The organism is Martelella limonii (assembly GCF_013344475.1).
GTDB lineage: Bacteria > Pseudomonadota > Alphaproteobacteria > Rhizobiales > Rhizobiaceae > Martelella > Martelella limonii.
Genome location: NZ_JABUOU010000001.1, coordinates 698,592 through 715,120, shown reverse-complemented (window position 1 = coordinate 715,120; position 16,529 = coordinate 698,592). Strand labels below are relative to the sequence as shown.

Sequence of the window (16,529 nt, the reverse complement as noted above, 5' to 3'; positions counted from 1 at the left end):
GGCTCAATCCACAAAGAAGGTGAAGACCAAAGTGCAAGTCGATATCGACATGGGAACGACATCAACCGGTGACGTCGCCAGTCTCGATATAGAGGAGCTGCTGGCGACAAGGCTTCTGGTGCAGGGCAATTCCGGCTCCGGCAAGTCGCATCTGTTGCGCCGACTGCTGGAACAATCCGCCAAATGGGTGCAGCAGGTGGTGATCGATCCGGAAGGCGATTTCGTCACGCTGTCCGATGCCTTCGGCCATATCGTGGTCGATGGCGAGCGTTCCGAGGGCGAGTTGATCGGGATTGCCAACCGCATCCGCCAGCACCGCGTTTCCTGCGTGCTGACGCTGGAGGGGCTCGAGCTCGAGGACCAGATGCGCACCGCCGCCGTGTTCCTGAATGCGCTGTTCGATGCCGATCGCGATTACTGGTATCCGGTGCTGACCGTGGTTGACGAAGCACAGATGTTCGCGCCGACCGGCGGCGGCGAGGTCAGCGAAGAGGTGCGCCGCCAGTCGCTCGGCGCCATGACCAACCTGATGTGCCGCGGCAGAAAACGCGGACTTGCCGGCGTGATTGCCACGCAGCGGCTGGCAAAGCTCGCCAAGAACGTCGCTGCGGAAGCATCCAACTTCCTGATGGGCCGCACCTTTCTCGATATCGACATGGCGCGCGCGGCCGACCTTCTCGGCATGGACCGCCGTCAGGCCGAGCAGTTCCGCGATCTCAAGCGCGGCAATTTCGTGGCGCTTGGTCCCGCGCTTTCGCGCCGCCCGCTGAAGGTCGTCATCGGCGAGGTGGAAACCTCGGCGCGCTCGTCGAGCCCCAAGCTGATGCCGCTTCCGGACAACCCGCAGGATGTCGAGGATCTGATCTTCACGCCCGATCCGGAGGATCTCGCGCGCCAGTCCACAGCGCCGCGCCGCGTGACCCCGCGCCCCCGCCCGACGCTCGATATCATCGACCAGCTCGCGCAATCGGCAGAAAGCGCGGCGCCGGAGCCGCGTGGCCCACGCGCGGCGGTGATGAGCGAGGAGGAGCGCGAGGACTGGATCGCGATGACGCTCACGGAAATTGCCGATGGACCGGAATCTGCTTTCCGTTCGGATTCAGAGCTTTATCAGGATTTCCTGATGCGCGGTCGCATGAAGCGGATTTCCGGCGCGCCGCTCTCCATGTCTGATTTCCGCCGGCGGCTTGCGATTGCGCGGTCCGGCGTGGATGACGCCATGGCCGAGAGCGAAGCCTGGCAGATGGCGCTCACGCTCACCCCGCATGTCACCGACGATCTGCAGGGCGTGTTCCTGATGCTTGCCAAAGCGGCGCTCTCCGGCGCGCCGTGCCCATCCGATGCCACGATCGCGCGCGCCTACGGCACGCATTCGGCCCGCCGCGCCCGCCGCTTCCTGGACTGGTTCGAGGAGCAGGGCCTGATCGTGCTCCACACCGAACCCGGCGGCAAACGCGTCGTGGCCTTCCCCGACCTCGACGCCAAGACCGAAGGCGGCAACCCGGACGCCCCGGCGGAAACGCCGGAACGGCGGGATGCGGCGGAATAGAGTTGCGCGGTGTGCTGTTTGTATGGTGTCGCTGCATGCCCGCAGGTTTCCACCGGAAATGCCCCGGCCGTGACTAACCTGGCGTAACAGTTGGTTCAGAGTTGGCCGCCTGGACCCTCGGGTCGAGCCCGAGGGTGACCCTAGAATGGGGAAAAGTGGGAGTGACCCGTACGCGCTGAGATGCACGGGGCTAGTTAAGTTGTGCAGAGACGATAGCCATCCGAAAACGCGGAACGGCGGCACATCCTCCTTTTCTGGGTCATGCTCGGGCTTGACCCGAGCATCCAGGCCACATTCAAAACGAGCGCCATAGCCTTTGCGACGACGTCCGTCATGCCCAGCGCGGCTCCCTCGCTCGCCACGCGGCAAACCCTCCGAAAACGCCTAGCCCGCACTCAGATAGCGGATCGCCTCGTCGCGGCGGAAGAGGTAGAGCAGGGTTCGAAGCGCCGTGCCGCGTTCGCTCACAAGCTCCGGGTCTTTGTTGACGATGTAGCCGGCATCCTTGCGGGCAAGCGCCAGAATGTCGCCATGGGCTTCGATGCTGCCGAACTGGAAGCCCGGCACGCCGGACTGGCGGGTGCCGAGCAGTTCGCCTTCGCCGCGCAGTTTCAGGTCTTCCTCGGCGATGCGAAACCCGTCATTGCTGTCGCGCAGCACGGAAAGCCGGGCGCGGCCCATTTCGGACAGCGGGCCCTTGTAGAGCAGGATGCAGGACGAGGCTTCCGCCCCGCGACCGACGCGCCCGCGCAACTGGTGCAGCTGGGCAAGGCCGAAGCGCTCGGCATGTTCGATCACGATGATGGTGGCATCCGGCACATCGACGCCGACCTCGACCACGGTGGTGGCGACCAGCAACCGGGTCTCGCCGGATTTGAACGCCTCCATCGCCGCATCCTTGTCGGCGGACGACATCCGCCCATGGATAAGCCCGACCTTGTCAGGCCCGAGCGCCTTGGCGAGCGTTTCATGCCGCTCCTCCGCCGACATCAGTTCGACCGCTTCCGATTCCTCCACCAGCGGGCAGATCCAGTAGCATTTCTTGCCCTCGGCGAGCGCATCCCGCAGCCGTCCGACGACATCCCCGATCCGCTCCAGCGGGATTGTCACGGTCTGGATCGGCTTGCGTCCCGCAGGCTTTTCGGTGAGGTTCGAGACATCCATGTCGCCGAAGGCGGCCAGCACCAGCGTACGCGGGATCGGCGTCGCCGACATCACCAGGAGGTGCGGCGAGAGCCCCTTCTGCGTGAGGCGCAGGCGCTGATGGACGCCAAAGCGGTGCTGCTCGTCGACGATCGCAAGCCTGAGATCGTGATAGGCGACATTTTCCTGAAACAGCGCATGGGTGCCGATCACGATGTGGGCGGTACCGTCGGCAAGGTCCGTCTCGATCTGCCGCCGGTCGCGTGCCTTGGTCTTGCCGGTCAGAAGCCGCACCCGCACGCCCGCACGTTCGGCAAGTGCTGCTATGCCGTCATAATGCTGACGGGCGAGGATTTCCGTCGGCGCCATCAGCACCGCCTGGCCACCATCCTCGACAACCGCGAGCATGGCGAGCAGTCCGACGATGGTCTTGCCCGAGCCGACATCGCCCTGCAGCATCCGCAGCATCCGGGTGTCGGTTGCCATGTCGCCGAGGATTGCGGAAACCGCCTGTTCCTGTCCGGCGGTCAGCGCGAAGGGCAGGGCGGCGCGCACCTTTTGGGACAGCGTTCCCGTCGGCCGCACGGGACGGCCTTTCGCTTTGCGCATCCGGCTTCTGACCAGCGATAGCGAGAGCTGGCCCGCCAGAAACTCGTCATAGGCAAGCCTGCGCCTTGCGGGCGACTGAAGCTCGATGTCGCTGTCGTCGCGCGGGTGGTGAATGGCCCTGAGCGCCTCTGTTGTCGTTGGAAATCCCTGTCGCGCCACGATTTCACGATCGACCCATTCCGGAAAATCGGGCACCCGCTCAAGCGCTGCTTCCAGCGAACGGCGCAATATCTTTGCTGAAAGCCCGGCGGTCATCGGATAGACCGGCTCCACCGCCGGCAGCGTATCCGCCTTTTCCGCAGGCACCATGTAGTCGGGATGCACCATCGAGGGACGGCCGTTGAACCATTCGGCCCGTCCGCTGACGACGATGGTTTCGCCGACCGGCAGCGATTTCTCCAGCCAGTCGGCCTTGGCATGGAAAAAGGTCAGCGTCAGTTCGCCTGTCTCGTCGTGCAGATAGACGCGGTAGGGCGCGTTGGAGCGGGCAGGCGCCGGCTGATGGCGGTCGACGCGGCCTTCGACGGTCACGATCGCGCCTTCCGGCAAATGTGCGATGCCCGGCTTCAGCCGCCGGTCTATGACGGAGCTTGGCGCGTGAAACACCAGATCGATCACGCGTGCCTCGTCCTCGCGGCCGACAAGCTTCGCAAATGTCTTGGCGAGTTTCGGCCCGATCCCCGGCAGAGAGGAGACGGGCGCAAACAGGGGATCAAGCAGGGCCGGGCGCATAAATTTGAAATGTACCCCCGGTGAGGCTTTGGCAAGGCTGACAAGCGCGAAACGAGCCGCTATAGAGGCCCATCAACAGGGAAGGTGGCAAAATGACCGGTTTGAAGCGTTCCAGTGCCGATCTCGACCCGCGCCGCCGGCGCATGCTGTTTCGCGCCTGGCATCGCGGCATCCGCGAGATGGACCTGATCCTCGGCCAGTATGCCGAAGACAACCTTGCGGACATGGATGATCCGGCGCTCGACGAGTTCGAGGCGATCATGGCCGAAGAGGACAATGATCTGATCAAGTGGATCAACGGGGCAGAGCCCGTGCCTGAGCGTTTGCGGATCGCGTTGTTCGAAGAGATCGCCGCCTACCGGCCCGATTTCGATCCGGTCGAGAAAGATAGCTGAAGCAGTCCATGATTTCCGGATTTAACCCGAAAAAGCTCGATAATCTCTCCGGCGCCGTCACCATCGCCAATGCGGTTCCGGGAACGGAGCCGCTGGTGCTGGCGGAAATGGCGCGCGCCGGGCAGTCCGTCGCCTATGTGCTCTCCGATGGCCAGCGGATCGCCGATTTCGAGCAGATGCTCGCCTTCGCCGCGCCGGATATTCCGGTCCTCACGCTGCCCGCTTGGGACTGCCTGCCCTATGACCGGGTTTCGCCCGGCGCCGATACCGAAGCGCGGCGGCTGTCGGCGCTTGCCGGGCTCGTGGCGCATGCAAAGAAGCCCCATCCGGCCATCATCCTCGTGACCGTCAACGCCATGCTGCAGAAGCTGCCGCCGCGTGACGTTGTCGCCTCGCTCGGCTTTTCCGCCCGCGCCGGCCAGGTGATCGACATGGACGGCATCGTCCATCGGCTCGCGGATGCCGGTTTCGAGCGCGTGCCGACGGTGCGCGCCGTGGGTGAATATGCGGTGCGCGGCGGCATTCTCGATGTCTTCGTGCCGGGCGCCGACAACGGCGTCCGCCTCGATTTCTTCGGCGATACGCTGGAGACGATCCGCGCCTTCGATGCCGCCACGCAGCGCACCACCGGCACGGTCAAGGCGCTGGAACTCAACGCCATGAGCGAGGTCACGCTCGGCGAGGAGAACATTGCGCGCTTCAGAAAGAACTACCTGTCGATGTTCGGCGCGGCCAATCGCGACGATGCGCTCTATCAGGCCGTATCCGAAGGCCGCCGCTACGCCGGCATGGAACACTGGTTGCCGCTGTTCTACGAGCGGCTGGAAACCATGTTCGACTATCTCGGCGGTTTTCGTATTGTCGTCGATCATACCGCGCGCGAAGCAGCGGTTGAGCGCGCAACGCTGATCGAGGACTATTACCAGGCCCGGCGCACCAATATGGGCGAGGCGCGCGGCGGCGCGCCCTACAAGCCCGTGCCGCCGGATATGCTCTATCTGAGCGACAAGAGCTTTGCGGCGGGCCTTGATGCGACCGGTGCCATCCGCGTGTCGCCGTTCAACGAAGCATCGAGCGTCGGAAAGCCGGTGATCGCACTCGAGGCCCATGCCGGCCCGCGCTGGGCGGCCGAAGCCAAGGCGCTGAATGACGACACGCGCGTCAACGTGTTCGAGCAGGCGGTGCGCCATATTGCAGATACTCGTGCCAGCGGCGGCAAGGTTCTGATCACGGGCTGGTCCGAAGGCTCGCTCGACCGGCTTCTGCAAGTGCTGAAGGAGCACGGACTTGAAAAGATCAAGCCCGTTGCAGCGCTTGCTGATGTCGAAAAGCTCGGCAAGGGCGAGGCCGCCAGCGCGGTTCTGAGCCTTGAGGGCGGTTTCGAGACCGGCAATCTGTACGTCATCGGCGAGCAGGACATTCTCGGCGACCGGCTGATCCGCAAGAACAAGCGGCGGCGCAAGGCGAGCGACTTCATTTCGGAAGTCTCCGGTCTCGATGCCGGCTCATATGTGGTTCATGCCGAACACGGCATTGGACGCTTCATCGGGCTTAGAACCATCGAGGCGGCAGGCGCGCCGCGCGATTGCCTGGAACTGCAATATGCCGATGATGCCAAGCTGTTCCTGCCGGTCGAAAACATCGAGCTTCTTTCGCGCTATGGCTCGGATGCCAGCGAAGCGCCGCTCGACCGCCTCGGCGGCGGTGCATGGCAGGCGAAGAAGGCGCGGCTGAAGAAGCGCCTGCTCGACATGGCAGACGAGCTGATTGCGATCGCGGCCAAGCGCGCCACCCGTTCCGCGCCGGTACTCGCCGCTGCCGAAGGGCTTTACGACGAGTTCGCCGCCCGCTTCCCCTATGAAGAAACAGAGGATCAGTTCAACGCAATCGAAGCGGTGCGCGGTGATCTGGGCCTCGGCCGCCCGATGGACCGGCTGATCTGTGGCGATGTCGGTTTCGGCAAGACGGAAGTGGCGCTGCGCGCGGCTTTCCTTGCGGCCATGAACGGCGTTCAGGTCGCCGTGGTGGTGCCGACCACGCTGCTGGCGCGCCAGCATTACAAGACCTTCGCAGAGCGGTTTCGTGGCCTGCCGATCAAGGTCGCTCAGGCCTCGCGCCTGGTGCCGGCGAAGGAACTGGCGCAGACCAAGAAGGATCTTGCGGACGGCAAGCTCGACGTGGTTGTCGGCACCCACGCCCTGCTTGGAACTTCGATCAATTTCGCCAATCTCGGACTGTTGATCATCGACGAGGAGCAGCATTTCGGGGTCAAGCACAAGGAGCGGCTCAAGGAACTGAAGAGCGACGTTCACGTGCTCACGCTCTCGGCGACGCCGATCCCGCGCACGCTGCAGCTCGCCATGACCGGTGTGCGCGAATTGTCGCTGATCACCACGCCGCCCGTCGATCGGATGGCGGTCAGAACCTTCATCTCGCCATTCGATCCGCTGGTGATCCGCGAAACGCTGATGCGCGAGCATTTCCGCGGCGGTCAGAGTTTCTACGTCTGCCCGCGGCTTTCCGATCTGGAGGAGGTTCAGGCCTTCCTGCAATCGGATGTGCCGGAGCTGAAGGTCGCGGTCGCCCACGGCCAGATGGCCGCGGGTCAGCTCGAAGACATCATGAACGCCTTCTACGACGGCAAGTATGACGTGCTGCTGTCGACGACGATCGTGGAATCCGGCCTCGACGTGCCGACTGCCAATACGCTCATCGTCCACCGCGCCGACATGTTTGGCCTTGCCCAGCTCTATCAGTTGCGCGGGCGCGTCGGTCGCTCAAAGACGCGCGCCTTCGCGGTCTTCACCCTGCCGGTCAACAAGCGGCTTACCGACACTGCCGACCGGCGGCTGAAGGTGCTGCAGTCGCTCGACACATTGGGCGCTGGCTTCCAGCTCGCGAGCCACGACCTCGATATTCGCGGCGCGGGCAATCTGCTCGGCGAGGAACAGTCAGGCCACATCAAGGAGGTCGGCTTCGAGCTCTACCAGCAGATGCTGGAGGAAGCGGTGGCCGAGGCCAAGGGCGACGAGGATGCCGGCGGCTCCGACTGGTCGCCGCAGATCGCGCTCGGCACATCGGTGATGATCCCGGAATATTACGTCCCGGACCTCAATCTTCGCATGGGGCTCTATCGCAGGCTTGGCGAACTCACCGATGCCGGCGATATCGATGCCTTCGGCGCAGAGCTGATCGACCGGTTCGGGCCGATGCCGGACGAGGTGCAGTCGCTGCTGAAGGTCGTCTTCATCAAGTCGCTCTGCCGCATCGCCAATGTCGAAAAGCTCGATGCCGGGCCGAAAGGCGTCGTCGTGCAGTTCCGCAACCGCGAATTCCCCAACCCTGCGGGCCTCGTGCAGTTCATCGCGGAAAACAGCGTCTCGGCCAAGATCCGCGCCGATCACAGCATCTATTTCAACCGCGACCTTCCGACGCCGGACAAGCGTCTCGGCCAGGCGGCAATCATCATGAACAAGCTCGCGAAGCTGGCCGCAGCCTGAAAACGCCGGCGGTGACCGGTTTGCCGCGTGAGGCAAAATCGGTCACCGCGTATCGCGCGATCGGGATCAGATGCTCCGTCGGCAGATGGGCGCGGAAGGGATCGCCGATGAGGATATCGGCCCCTGCATCCGCGAGAGCGTTCAGGTTTTCCAGCGTTCGCGCGGCGGTTCTGGCATCGTAAAACACGTCGCCGGCCATGACGACAAATGGCTCCGGATTGGCGGCAGGCGCGTTGCACTCTGCCTTGCAGCTTGCTCTCGATACTCTCTCCCGCCTGCGGGAGAGATGCCCCGACAGGGGCAGTGAGGGTGATGCAGCGTATCCAGTCGCAACGGCGTTCGCGGGGTGGGTCTCCCCCCTCACTGGCCCTTTCGGGCCATCTCTCCCCTCCGGGGCGAGAAGATTGGGGGGCTTTGCGGCAGTGTCATGGGCGATCGCTTCGAGGAGTTCCAGTCGAGCAGAACCATTCCGCCCGCGTTCTATGAGGAGCGTTTGGATCTCCACGCCATTGAGCGCGGCATTGATCGAACCGGCTTCCAGTGCGAGCGGATCGATATCGCAAGCGATGACCGTGCGTGCGCCAGCTTTTGCAGCCGCGATCGCGACCAGCCCCGAGCCGCTTCCGTAGTCGATCACCGTGCGGTCGCGGACAGCATCCGGCTCAGCCTCGATATGGCGCGCCAGAGCCAGCCCGCCAGCCCAGACATGCGCCCAATAGGGCGAAAGCGCCCCGCCGAGCTCGGCAAGCAGCCGCCCGAGCCCGCTTTGCTCGTTTGCGAGATGGAGCTTGAGCGAAGAAAGGCCCGGAACCGGGGTGACCGGCAGCCGGGAATCGACGATTTCGCGAAAGGCGTCCAAACGCGTTTACGCCGCGGCAAGCTGGCTCAGCGCCTGCTGCATCACTTCGACGGGCTGTGCGCCACTGACGGCATATTTGCCGTTGAAGACGAAGAACGGCACGCCGGTGACGCCCATCTGCTGGGCATTGGCGATTTCGCCGCGCACCATGTCGCGGTCGGCATCGCTCGCCAGCAGCTTTTCCACCATCGCGCGGTCCATGCCTGCTTCGGCCGCAATATCCGCCAGCACCTTGTGATCGCCGATATTGCGACCTTCCTCGAAATTGGCGCGATAAAGCCGGTCGATCACTTCGTTCTGCATCGCGATGCTCTCTGTATGGGCCCAGAGCAGCAGGCGGTGCGCATCAAGCGTATTGGGGCGGATCAGGATCCTGTCAAAATGGAAGGTGATGCCGAGCTCCCTGCCGAGCGCGGTGATCTGCGCGTGCATCTCGTCGCGGCGTTCGGCGCTGCCGAGCTTTTCGGCAAGCATCGCCTGATTGTCGACGCCTTCCGCAGGCACGCTCGAATCAAGCTCGAACGGCCGCCACTGCACCACGACCTCGGTGCCCTCGGGCATCGCCTTGATCGCCTTGTCGAGACGCGCCTTGCCGAGATAGCACCACGGGCAAACGACATCAATGATGGCATCGACTGTTACGGTGGACATGGGGTTCCTTTCCTAGAATAGGATACACGGTCTGGCCGCCTTGCCTGCTCATCCCCCTGCGGTGTCACCCTCGGGCTTGACCCGAGGGTCCAGGCGACGTTCTCCGTGCTGCCTGGATGCTCGGGTCAAGCCCGAGCATGACCCTAGAGGTAGGGAGACGTGCGCGGCGGGCCTACTGCGCCTTCTGATCCCACCATGTGGGAAGCTGATAGCCGTAGATAGGCGTTTCCGCCGGATGTTCAATCTCGCTCCAGCGCGCGACCCACTGACCTTCCAGATGATAGAGCGGCAGCATGTAGTGGCCGTTTACCAGAAGCCGGTCGAGCGCGCGGACCGAATCGGTGAAAAGTTCAATCTCGCGCGCTTCCATCATGTCGTTGATCATCCGGTCGACATCGGTGCTTGCAACCCCTGCGAAGTTGAACGTGCCCTCGACATCGCGCGAGCGGCTGTCCCAGCGCCAGATCTGCTCAGCCCCGGGCGACAGGGACGAGGTAAAGTAGAAGCCCGGCGCGACAAGCGCGATCATGTCGTAATCGAAGGTGTTGAGCCGCTTCTGATACTGCGCGTCATCGACGGTGCGGATCGTCGTCTGGACGCCGATCAGGTTCAGCGTGTGCTGATAGGCAAGCGCCAGTTTTTCCTGCGTGGCATTGGTGGTCATGATTTCGAAGGAAAGCGGCTGGCCGTCCGGGCCGATCATCTTGCCGCCATTGATCTTGTAGCCAGCCTCGCCAAGAAGCCTCACGGCTGCCCCCAGAACCTTGCGGTCCGCGCCCGAGCCATCCGTCACCGGCATGGCATAGTCACCCGCGAGAATTGCCGGGTCGATCACGTCGACTGCGTCACCGAGCAGTTCCTTTTCCGCGTCGGTGGCCGGATTGCCATAGGCCCCGAGATCGGAATTCTGCCAGTAGCTCTCGGTGCGCTGATAAGCGTTGTCAAATAGCGTCTTGTTCACCCACTGGAAATCGAACACGTTCGACAGCGCCTCGCGCACCCGGGCGTCCTCGAATTTCGGCCGGCGGGTGTTGAACACGAAGCCCTGCATGCCGGTCGGCGTCTTGGGATGGAATACGTCCTGGACCACCTTGCCTTCGCCGGCTGCCGGGAAACTGTAGGCGCGCGACCAGTGGCCCGGATCATCGTCGAGATAGATGTCGACCGCCCCCTTCTTGAAGGCCTCGAACAGTGTCGAATCCTGAAGGTAGTAGTCGATCGTCACCTTGTCGTAATTCGCAAAGCCGACCATGGAGGGCAGGTTCTTTGCCCAGTAATCATCGCGCCGCTCGTAGACGATGCGTTGACCGGGCTCGACCGAGGCGATCCGATAGGGGCCGGAGCCGACGGGTGTCGCCATTGTGTCGGTGTCGAAGGTCTCGGGATTGATCGCATGTTCCGGAAGCACCGGCATCAGCGCGAAGATCAGGGGCGTTTCGCGATTGGCATCCTTGTTGAAGGTGAAGCGCACGCTGTTGTCGCCGACCTTTTCCATGGTTTCGACGAGGTCCAGACGGCGGTTGAAGGGTGGGCGGCCCTTTTCCTTCAGAAGGTTGAAGGTGAAGATCACGTCGTCCGCCGTCACGGGTTCGCCGTCCGACCATTTCGCACGTGGCGACATGTTGAACTGCACGAAGGTCCGGTCGTCGTCCCATTCGACGCTTTCGGCAAGCAGGCCGTAAAGCGTGAAGGGCTCGTTGCGGGAGCGCTGCATCAGCGGTTCGAACACGAGGTTTCCAAACACCTCGTCCCACAGACCGCGGGCCGAGGAGCGCATGCCCTTCAGCACGAACGGGTTCATGGCATCGAACGATCCGACCACGCCATACGTGACTTCGCCGCCCTTCTTCACATCCGGGTTGACGTAGTTGAAATGCGCAAAATCCGCCGTGAGGGCCGGATGGCCATGCATGGCGATACCATGGACGGGGTCTGCTGCAGCGATGCCGGCGAAAGCCGTGGAGACGAGGAGAGTGGCAAGGAAACGCATTGATTCGCCCGTGTCATGTTCAGTTGCCGGCGGATGGTATCATGCAGCCTGACAAACCCGAAATAGTCCGCAAAATCGCGCGCAAGCTGAAATTTTGGGCGTATTGGGGCTAGATTGGCGCCCGATGTGACGATATCAGAGGAAACACTGGCGGTTGAGGCCCGAAACAGGGACGCTTTGCCGCATTTCGGTAACAATAGCGATGCAGGGTCCGCGGACCTTATGCAGATGAACCAGGAGAGATTTTGATGCTTTCACGCGCCAGTATTTTCAAGCGTGTCGCGGTTTGCGCCTTCACGATTGCGGGCCTTACGGCCGCCGGCGCCTCGGCTCAGGACCAACAGCCGGCTCAGCAGGCCCAGGCAGCCGCTGCTGCCGCTCAGGCTGCCCAAGGCTGGTTCAAGACCTGCAATGAAAACGCCACTGGCGGCGTTTGCATCGTGCAGAACTATGCCCGCGCAGAAAACGGCCAGGTCCTGACCGCCGTTGGTCTCATCCGTCCGCAGGGCGGCAATGGCCAGGCCATGGTGCAGGTCACGGTACCGACCTTCCGCCTGATTCCGGCCGGCGTGCAGATGCAGATCGATACGTCCGCGCCGCAGAAGCTCGACTACGCAATCTGCACCAACGAGCAGTGCATTGCCCAGGCGCCACTGACGGACACGCTCATCGCAGCCATGAAGCGCGGCGGCAAGGTGACCTTCACCTCGGTCAATATGCGCCAGCAGCCGAACCCGGTCGACCTGACGCTGTCGGGCTTTACCGCAGCCTTTGACGGCGATCCGATCAGCCAGCCTGATCTCGTCGAAAGCCAGCGCAACCTGGACGAGTCGATCAAGAAGATGGCCGTAGACCGCCGCAAGAAGATCGAAGAAGCCCAGCAGAGCGCCACGACCGGCGGCAACTGATCTTAGGTCTCGATCCTACAGAAAAGCCCGGCTGAGCGATCAGCCGGGCTTTTTTTATTTTCTGTCATGCGCTCAGTGGCAGCTTGCAAAGCGCGGCGCCAGATGGCCGCTGTCGGTCTCGGTAAAGATCTGTTCGACCTGCGGATTGCGCAGCGGCTCGCCGCTCAGATCATAATCCAGATTGCCTTCCGAGACGTAGGCCACATAGCCCTTTTCCTCGTTTTCGGCGACGAGGTGGTAGAAGGGCTGGTCCTTTTCCGGGCGCAACTCGGCGGGAATGGAATTGTACCATTCCTGGGTGCGGGAAAACTCGGCATCGACATCAAATACCACGCCCCGAAAGGGAAGCGTGCGGTGGCGGACGATATCGCCGATATTGTATTTCGCTTCACGTATTTTCATGAGCATTTCCTTTCGGATTCTATATGGAAATGCCTTTTCGCCTCTGCAAGGGGCTGATCTCTATCGAAAAACGGGCACAAAAAAACCGGCCGCCCGAAGGCAGCCGGTTCGTATCGAAACCCGTCTGAAATCAGACCGAATAGTACATGTCGAATTCGACCGGATGGGGGGTCATTTCGAAACGCATGACTTCTTCCATCTTCAGAGCGATGTAGGCATCGATCTGGTCGTCGTCGAACACGCCGCCAGCGGTCAGGAATTCGCGGTCCTTGTCGAGGCTTTCCAGCGCTTCGCGCAGCGAGCCGCAAACAGTCGGGATTTCCTTCAGCTCTTCCGGCGGCAGGTCGTACAGGTCCTTGTCCATGGCATCGCCAGGATGGATCTTGTTCTTGATGCCGTCGAGGCCAGCCATCATCAGGGCTGCAAAGGCGAGATAGGGGTTCGCGCCCGGATCGGGGAAGCGAACTTCAACGCGCTTCGACTTCGGCGAGGAGCCGAACGGAATGCGGCAGGAGGCCGAACGGTTGCGGGCCGAGTAGGCGAGCAGAACCGGAGCTTCGTAGCCGGGCACCAGACGCTTGTAGGAGTTGGTCAGCGGATTGGTGAAGGCGTTGACAGCCTTGGCATGCTTGATGACGCCGCCGATGTAGTAAAGGCAGGTTTCCGACAGGCCGGCATAGCCGTCGCCAGCAAAGGTCGGCTTGCCGTCCTTCCAGATCGACTGGTGGACGTGCATGCCCGAGCCGTTGTCGCCGAAGACCGGCTTCGGCATGAAGGTTGCGGTCTTGCCATAGGCATTGGCAACCTGATGGACGCCATACTTGTAGATCTGGGTCTTGTCGGCCATGCGGGTCAGCGTGTCGAACACCATGCACAGCTCGTGCTGTGCGGAAGCCACTTCGTGGTGGTGCTTTTCGACGGTGATGCCCATTTCGGCGAGAACGGTCAGCATTTCCGAACGCATGTCCTGGATGCTGTCGACCGGCGGGACCGGGAAGTAGCCGCCCTTCATGCGCGGACGGTGGCCCATGTTACCGACTTCGTATTCGGTGTCCTGGTTCGTCGGCAGTTCCGAGCAGTCCAGCTTGAAGCCGGTGTTGTACGGGTCGGCGGCAAAGCGCACGTCGTCGAACACGAAGAATTCCGGCTCCGGGCCGAAATAGGTGGTGTCGCCGATACCGGTGGACTTCAGATAGGCTTCTGCCTTCTTCGCGGTGGTGCGCGGGTCGCGGTTATAGGCTTCGCCGGTCAGCGGCTCGAGAATGTCGCAGAATACGACCAGGGTCGACTGGGCGAAGAAGGGGTCCATGTGGGCCGTTGCCGTATCGGGCATCAGCACCATGTCGGACTCGTTGATGGCCTTCCACCCAGCGATCGACGAACCGTCGAACATCACACCGTCGGCGAACATGTCTTCATCGACAGCCGAAACGTCCATCGTCACGTGCTGCAGCTTACCCTTGGGATCGGTAAAGCGCAGATCGACGAACTTGACGTCGTTGTCTTTGATTTGTTTCATAATTTCAGAAGCTGTCGTCATTTAACGATTTCCTTGCATAAGAATATGACGATAGGGATACCCCGTCTTTCACAGAAAGAGGAGGGATGGATCAGATGGCGTCAACGCCGGTTTCGCCGGTACGGATGCGCACGACGCCTTCGACGTTGGAAACGAAGATCTTTCCGTCGCCAATACGCCCCGTCTGAGCGGCGTTGCGGATGGCTTCGATGACGGCGTCCACATTTTCGTCTGCCAGAACGACTTCGACTTTGACCTTGGGAAGAAAGTCGACGACATATTCAGCGCCACGGTAAAGTTCCGTGTGACCCTTCTGGCGCCCGAAGCCTTTGGCTTCCGTGACAGTGATGCCCTGCAGGCCAACGTCCTGAAGGGCTTCCTTCACTTCGTCGAGCTTGAAAGGCTTGATGATCGCTTCGATCTTTTTCATGAGAAAATTGCTCTCCGCTTCTCCCGTTGAAGCAGGCGTCAGCCCGCTCGGAACTTCTTATGCACGTTGCATGCCAAGTTCGACTGTCCTTCGTGCAAATCCACCGAAATGAACCGGCGTCCTCGCGAACGCCGCAGCTTTGCGCATTTGCCACTGAGATGAAGTTCGCCAAAAGGCGGCTTCAGGTCAATAGCGGGGCATTTCGGCGACCTTTCGAATCTGGACGCATGAATTTTAAGCAGCACATTAAGGCTAAATATTAGGCAATTGAACATCTTTTAGCCAGCGCAAAGTCTCCCTTGCATCACCCTATCATTATCAGTTCTATTCGCCACGACATAAAGGAGAATGAGCGTGCTGCTGACACCTGCCGAAATGGGCACTGCCGACCGGCTTGCCGCCGAAAGCGGCATTGACAGCTTTTCCCTGATGCAGCGCGCAGGCGAGGCGGTTGCTGCAACCGTGCTCCGCCACTTTCCGACAGCGCTCCGGGCGCTCGTTCTGTGCGGCCCCGGCAATAATGGCGGCGACGGCTATATTGCCGCGCGGGCCCTCGATGCGGCTGGCGTGCTCGTCTTGCTGTTTCATGCGGGCGATCCCGCAAGACTGACGGGCGACGCCGCAAGGGCGCGGCGCGCATGCCCGATCGAGAGCCGCCCGATCGCCGACTGCCGTCCCGAGCGGGGCGACGTGATCGTCGATGCGCTGTTCGGCGCTGGATTGGCCCGGGAGCTTTCCGAGGACATCCAGGCTTTGATCGGACGGGCCGACAGGTGTCCGGTTGTCGCGGTCGATCTGCCTTCCGGCATCAACGGGCTCACCGGAAAGGCGGAGGGGAAGGCATTTTCAGCCGCTCGCACCGTCACATTCATGGCGGCCAAGCCGGGGCACTATCTTTTGCCGGGACGGGTGCATTGCGGCGCAATCGAGGTTTTTGACATCGGCATTCCGGCACGGATCTTGGCAGAGGTCGCCGGCGCTCACCGTCTGAACGAGCCAGCGCTCTGGGCCTCAAGCCTGCCTGTCCCGGGCGTTGATGCGCACAAGTTCAAGCGCGGCCATCTCGGCGTCTTTTCCGGCGGCGCCTCCGCTTCGGGTGCGGCAAGGCTTGCGGCCTTCGCCGGCCTCAAGACCGGTGCGGGGCTGGTAACGATCGCCGCACCGCCAAGCGCCATGCTGGTGAATGCCACCCACCTGACGGCGATCATGCTGAAACCGGTCAGCGATCTCGCCGACCTTGAAGACTGGGCGTCAGACCGGCGGCTGACCGCGTTCGTGCTCGGGCCGGGCTTCGGCGTCGGCGAGCGGGCCCGCGCATTTGCCGGGGCATTGGCCGGCCGGCCGCTGGTTCTCGATGCCGACGGCATTTCATCCTTTGCTGAAGCGCCAGATGCCCTTTTCACCCGGCTTGCCGATCACCCTGTCAGTTGGGTGCTCACGCCGCATGAGGGCGAATTTGCGCGCCTGTTCGCAGACATCGCCGGGGACGAGACGCTTGGCAAAACTGAAAAGGCCCTGAAAGCGGCGCGCCGCGCACATGCCGTGGTGCTCTACAAGGGCGCTGATACGGTGATCGCAGCGCCCGACGGCCGCATCGCCATCAACGTGAACGCGCCGCCATTCCTGGCCACCGCCGGTTCCGGGGATGTGCTGTCCGGAATCATCGGCGGGTTGCTGGCTGAGGGCGTGCCTGCATTCGAGGCCGCAGCCGCAGGGGCATGGCTCCATGGCGAGGCGGGAAACCAAGCAGGCGAGGGGCTGACGGCCGAGGATCTGCCACACCACCTGGCATCGCTTCGCGATATCGCCGAAAGAGGCCGATGACAGCCTGAGCAGCCCTCA

Annotated in this window: 12 protein-coding genes; 5 read left to right on the top strand and 7 right to left on the bottom strand. The window is 62.5% G+C overall.

The annotated features are described in order from the left end of the window. Positions 1 to 31 precede the first annotated feature (31 nt). The gene (locus HPQ62_RS03330) at positions 32 to 1,549 is read left to right on the top strand and encodes a helicase HerA domain-containing protein (protein ID WP_174801061.1); all 1,518 of its coding nucleotides are present in this window, start codon (positions 32 to 34) and stop codon (positions 1,547 to 1,549) included. Positions 1,550 to 1,933: 384 nt separating this feature from the next. Here HPQ62_RS03330 and recG read toward each other — a convergent pair whose 3' ends face one another. Further along, positions 1,934 to 4,033 (bottom strand): ATP-dependent DNA helicase RecG, encoded by a 2,100-nt coding sequence (gene recG / locus HPQ62_RS03325; protein ID WP_174801060.1) that lies wholly within the window; start codon positions 4,031 to 4,033, stop codon positions 1,934 to 1,936. Positions 4,034 to 4,125: 92 nt separating this feature from the next. On the opposite strand from recG, the gene HPQ62_RS03320 reads away from it, so the two are divergent. Both HPQ62_RS03320 and mfd read left to right on the top strand, forming a co-directional pair. Continuing rightward, positions 4,126 to 4,428 (top strand): FAD assembly factor SdhE, encoded by a 303-nt coding sequence (locus HPQ62_RS03320; protein WP_174801059.1) that lies wholly within the window; start codon positions 4,126 to 4,128, stop codon positions 4,426 to 4,428. A gap of 8 nt (positions 4,429 to 4,436) precedes the next feature. Further along, positions 4,437 to 7,928: a transcription-repair coupling factor gene (mfd, locus tag HPQ62_RS03315; protein WP_174801058.1), complete on the top strand. Its 3,492-nt coding sequence runs from the start codon at positions 4,437 to 4,439 to the stop codon at positions 7,926 to 7,928. Here the strand turns inward: mfd and HPQ62_RS03310 are convergent. The 3 genes from HPQ62_RS03310 to HPQ62_RS03300 form a co-directional block, all read right to left on the bottom strand. Continuing rightward, positions 7,894 to 8,787: a class I SAM-dependent methyltransferase gene (locus HPQ62_RS03310; protein ID WP_174801057.1), complete on the bottom strand. Its 894-nt coding sequence runs from the start codon at positions 8,785 to 8,787 to the stop codon at positions 7,894 to 7,896. The genes mfd and HPQ62_RS03310 overlap by 35 nt on opposite strands. A 6-nt stretch (positions 8,788 to 8,793) precedes the next feature. Continuing rightward, the gene (locus HPQ62_RS03305) at positions 8,794 to 9,438 is read right to left on the bottom strand and encodes a DsbA family oxidoreductase (protein ID WP_174801056.1); all 645 of its coding nucleotides are present in this window, start codon (positions 9,436 to 9,438) and stop codon (positions 8,794 to 8,796) included. A gap of 172 nt (positions 9,439 to 9,610) precedes the next feature. Then, positions 9,611 to 11,428, bottom strand: coding sequence for an extracellular solute-binding protein (locus tag HPQ62_RS03300; protein ID WP_174801055.1), 1,818 nt, complete (start codon positions 11,426 to 11,428; stop codon positions 9,611 to 9,613). A 248-nt stretch (positions 11,429 to 11,676) separates the two neighbouring features. Here HPQ62_RS03300 and HPQ62_RS03295 point away from each other — a divergent pair, with 248 nt between their 5' ends. Continuing rightward, positions 11,677 to 12,336 carry an invasion associated locus B family protein gene (locus HPQ62_RS03295; RefSeq protein WP_174801054.1) on the top strand — a complete coding sequence of 220 codons (660 nt, stop codon included), beginning with the start codon at positions 11,677 to 11,679 and terminating at the stop codon, positions 12,334 to 12,336. Positions 12,337 to 12,408: 72 nt separating this feature from the next. On the opposite strand, the gene hspQ is transcribed toward HPQ62_RS03295, so the two are convergent. The 3 genes from hspQ to HPQ62_RS03280 all read right to left on the bottom strand — a co-directional run bounded on the left by hspQ (position 12,409) and on the right by HPQ62_RS03280 (position 14,687). Next, positions 12,409 to 12,738, bottom strand: a complete 330-nt coding sequence (gene hspQ / locus HPQ62_RS03290; RefSeq protein WP_174801053.1) for a heat shock protein HspQ — start codon at positions 12,736 to 12,738, stop codon at positions 12,409 to 12,411. Between the two features lie 130 nt (positions 12,739 to 12,868). Further along, positions 12,869 to 14,278 carry a type I glutamate--ammonia ligase gene (gene glnA, locus HPQ62_RS03285; protein ID WP_174801052.1) on the bottom strand — a complete coding sequence of 470 codons (1,410 nt, stop codon included), beginning with the start codon at positions 14,276 to 14,278 and terminating at the stop codon, positions 12,869 to 12,871. Positions 14,279 to 14,348: 70 nt separating this feature from the next. Then, positions 14,349 to 14,687: a P-II family nitrogen regulator gene (locus HPQ62_RS03280; protein ID WP_018063299.1), complete on the bottom strand. Its 339-nt coding sequence runs from the start codon at positions 14,685 to 14,687 to the stop codon at positions 14,349 to 14,351. A gap of 354 nt (positions 14,688 to 15,041) precedes the next feature. Here HPQ62_RS03280 and HPQ62_RS03275 point away from each other — a divergent pair, with 354 nt between their 5' ends. Beyond that, positions 15,042 to 16,511, top strand: coding sequence for an NAD(P)H-hydrate dehydratase (locus HPQ62_RS03275; protein ID WP_425312587.1), 1,470 nt, complete (start codon positions 15,042 to 15,044; stop codon positions 16,509 to 16,511). Positions 16,512 to 16,529: the final 18 nt, after the last annotated feature.

Excerpts from the sequence above, each read along its gene's own strand:
- HPQ62_RS03320 (WP_174801059.1), top strand. The coding sequence starts at position 4,126 with ATGACCGGTTTGAAGCGTTCCAGTGCCGATCTCGACCCGCGCCGCCGG.
- glnA (WP_174801052.1), bottom strand. The coding sequence starts at position 14,278 with ATGACGACAGCTTCTGAAATTATGAAACAAATCAAAGACAACGACGTC.
- HPQ62_RS03300 (WP_174801055.1), bottom strand. The coding sequence starts at position 11,428 with ATGCGTTTCCTTGCCACTCTCCTCGTCTCCACGGCTTTCGCCGGCATC.
- HPQ62_RS03280 (WP_018063299.1), bottom strand. The coding sequence starts at position 14,687 with ATGAAAAAGATCGAAGCGATCATCAAGCCTTTCAAGCTCGACGAAGTG.
- HPQ62_RS03295 (WP_174801054.1), top strand. The coding sequence starts at position 11,677 with ATGCTTTCACGCGCCAGTATTTTCAAGCGTGTCGCGGTTTGCGCCTTC.
- hspQ (WP_174801053.1), bottom strand. The coding sequence starts at position 12,738 with ATGAAAATACGTGAAGCGAAATACAATATCGGCGATATCGTCCGCCAC.
- mfd (WP_174801058.1), top strand. The coding sequence starts at position 4,437 with ATGATTTCCGGATTTAACCCGAAAAAGCTCGATAATCTCTCCGGCGCC.
- HPQ62_RS03305 (WP_174801056.1), bottom strand. The coding sequence starts at position 9,438 with ATGTCCACCGTAACAGTCGATGCCATCATTGATGTCGTTTGCCCGTGG.
- recG (WP_174801060.1), bottom strand. The coding sequence starts at position 4,033 with ATGCGCCCGGCCCTGCTTGATCCCCTGTTTGCGCCCGTCTCCTCTCTG.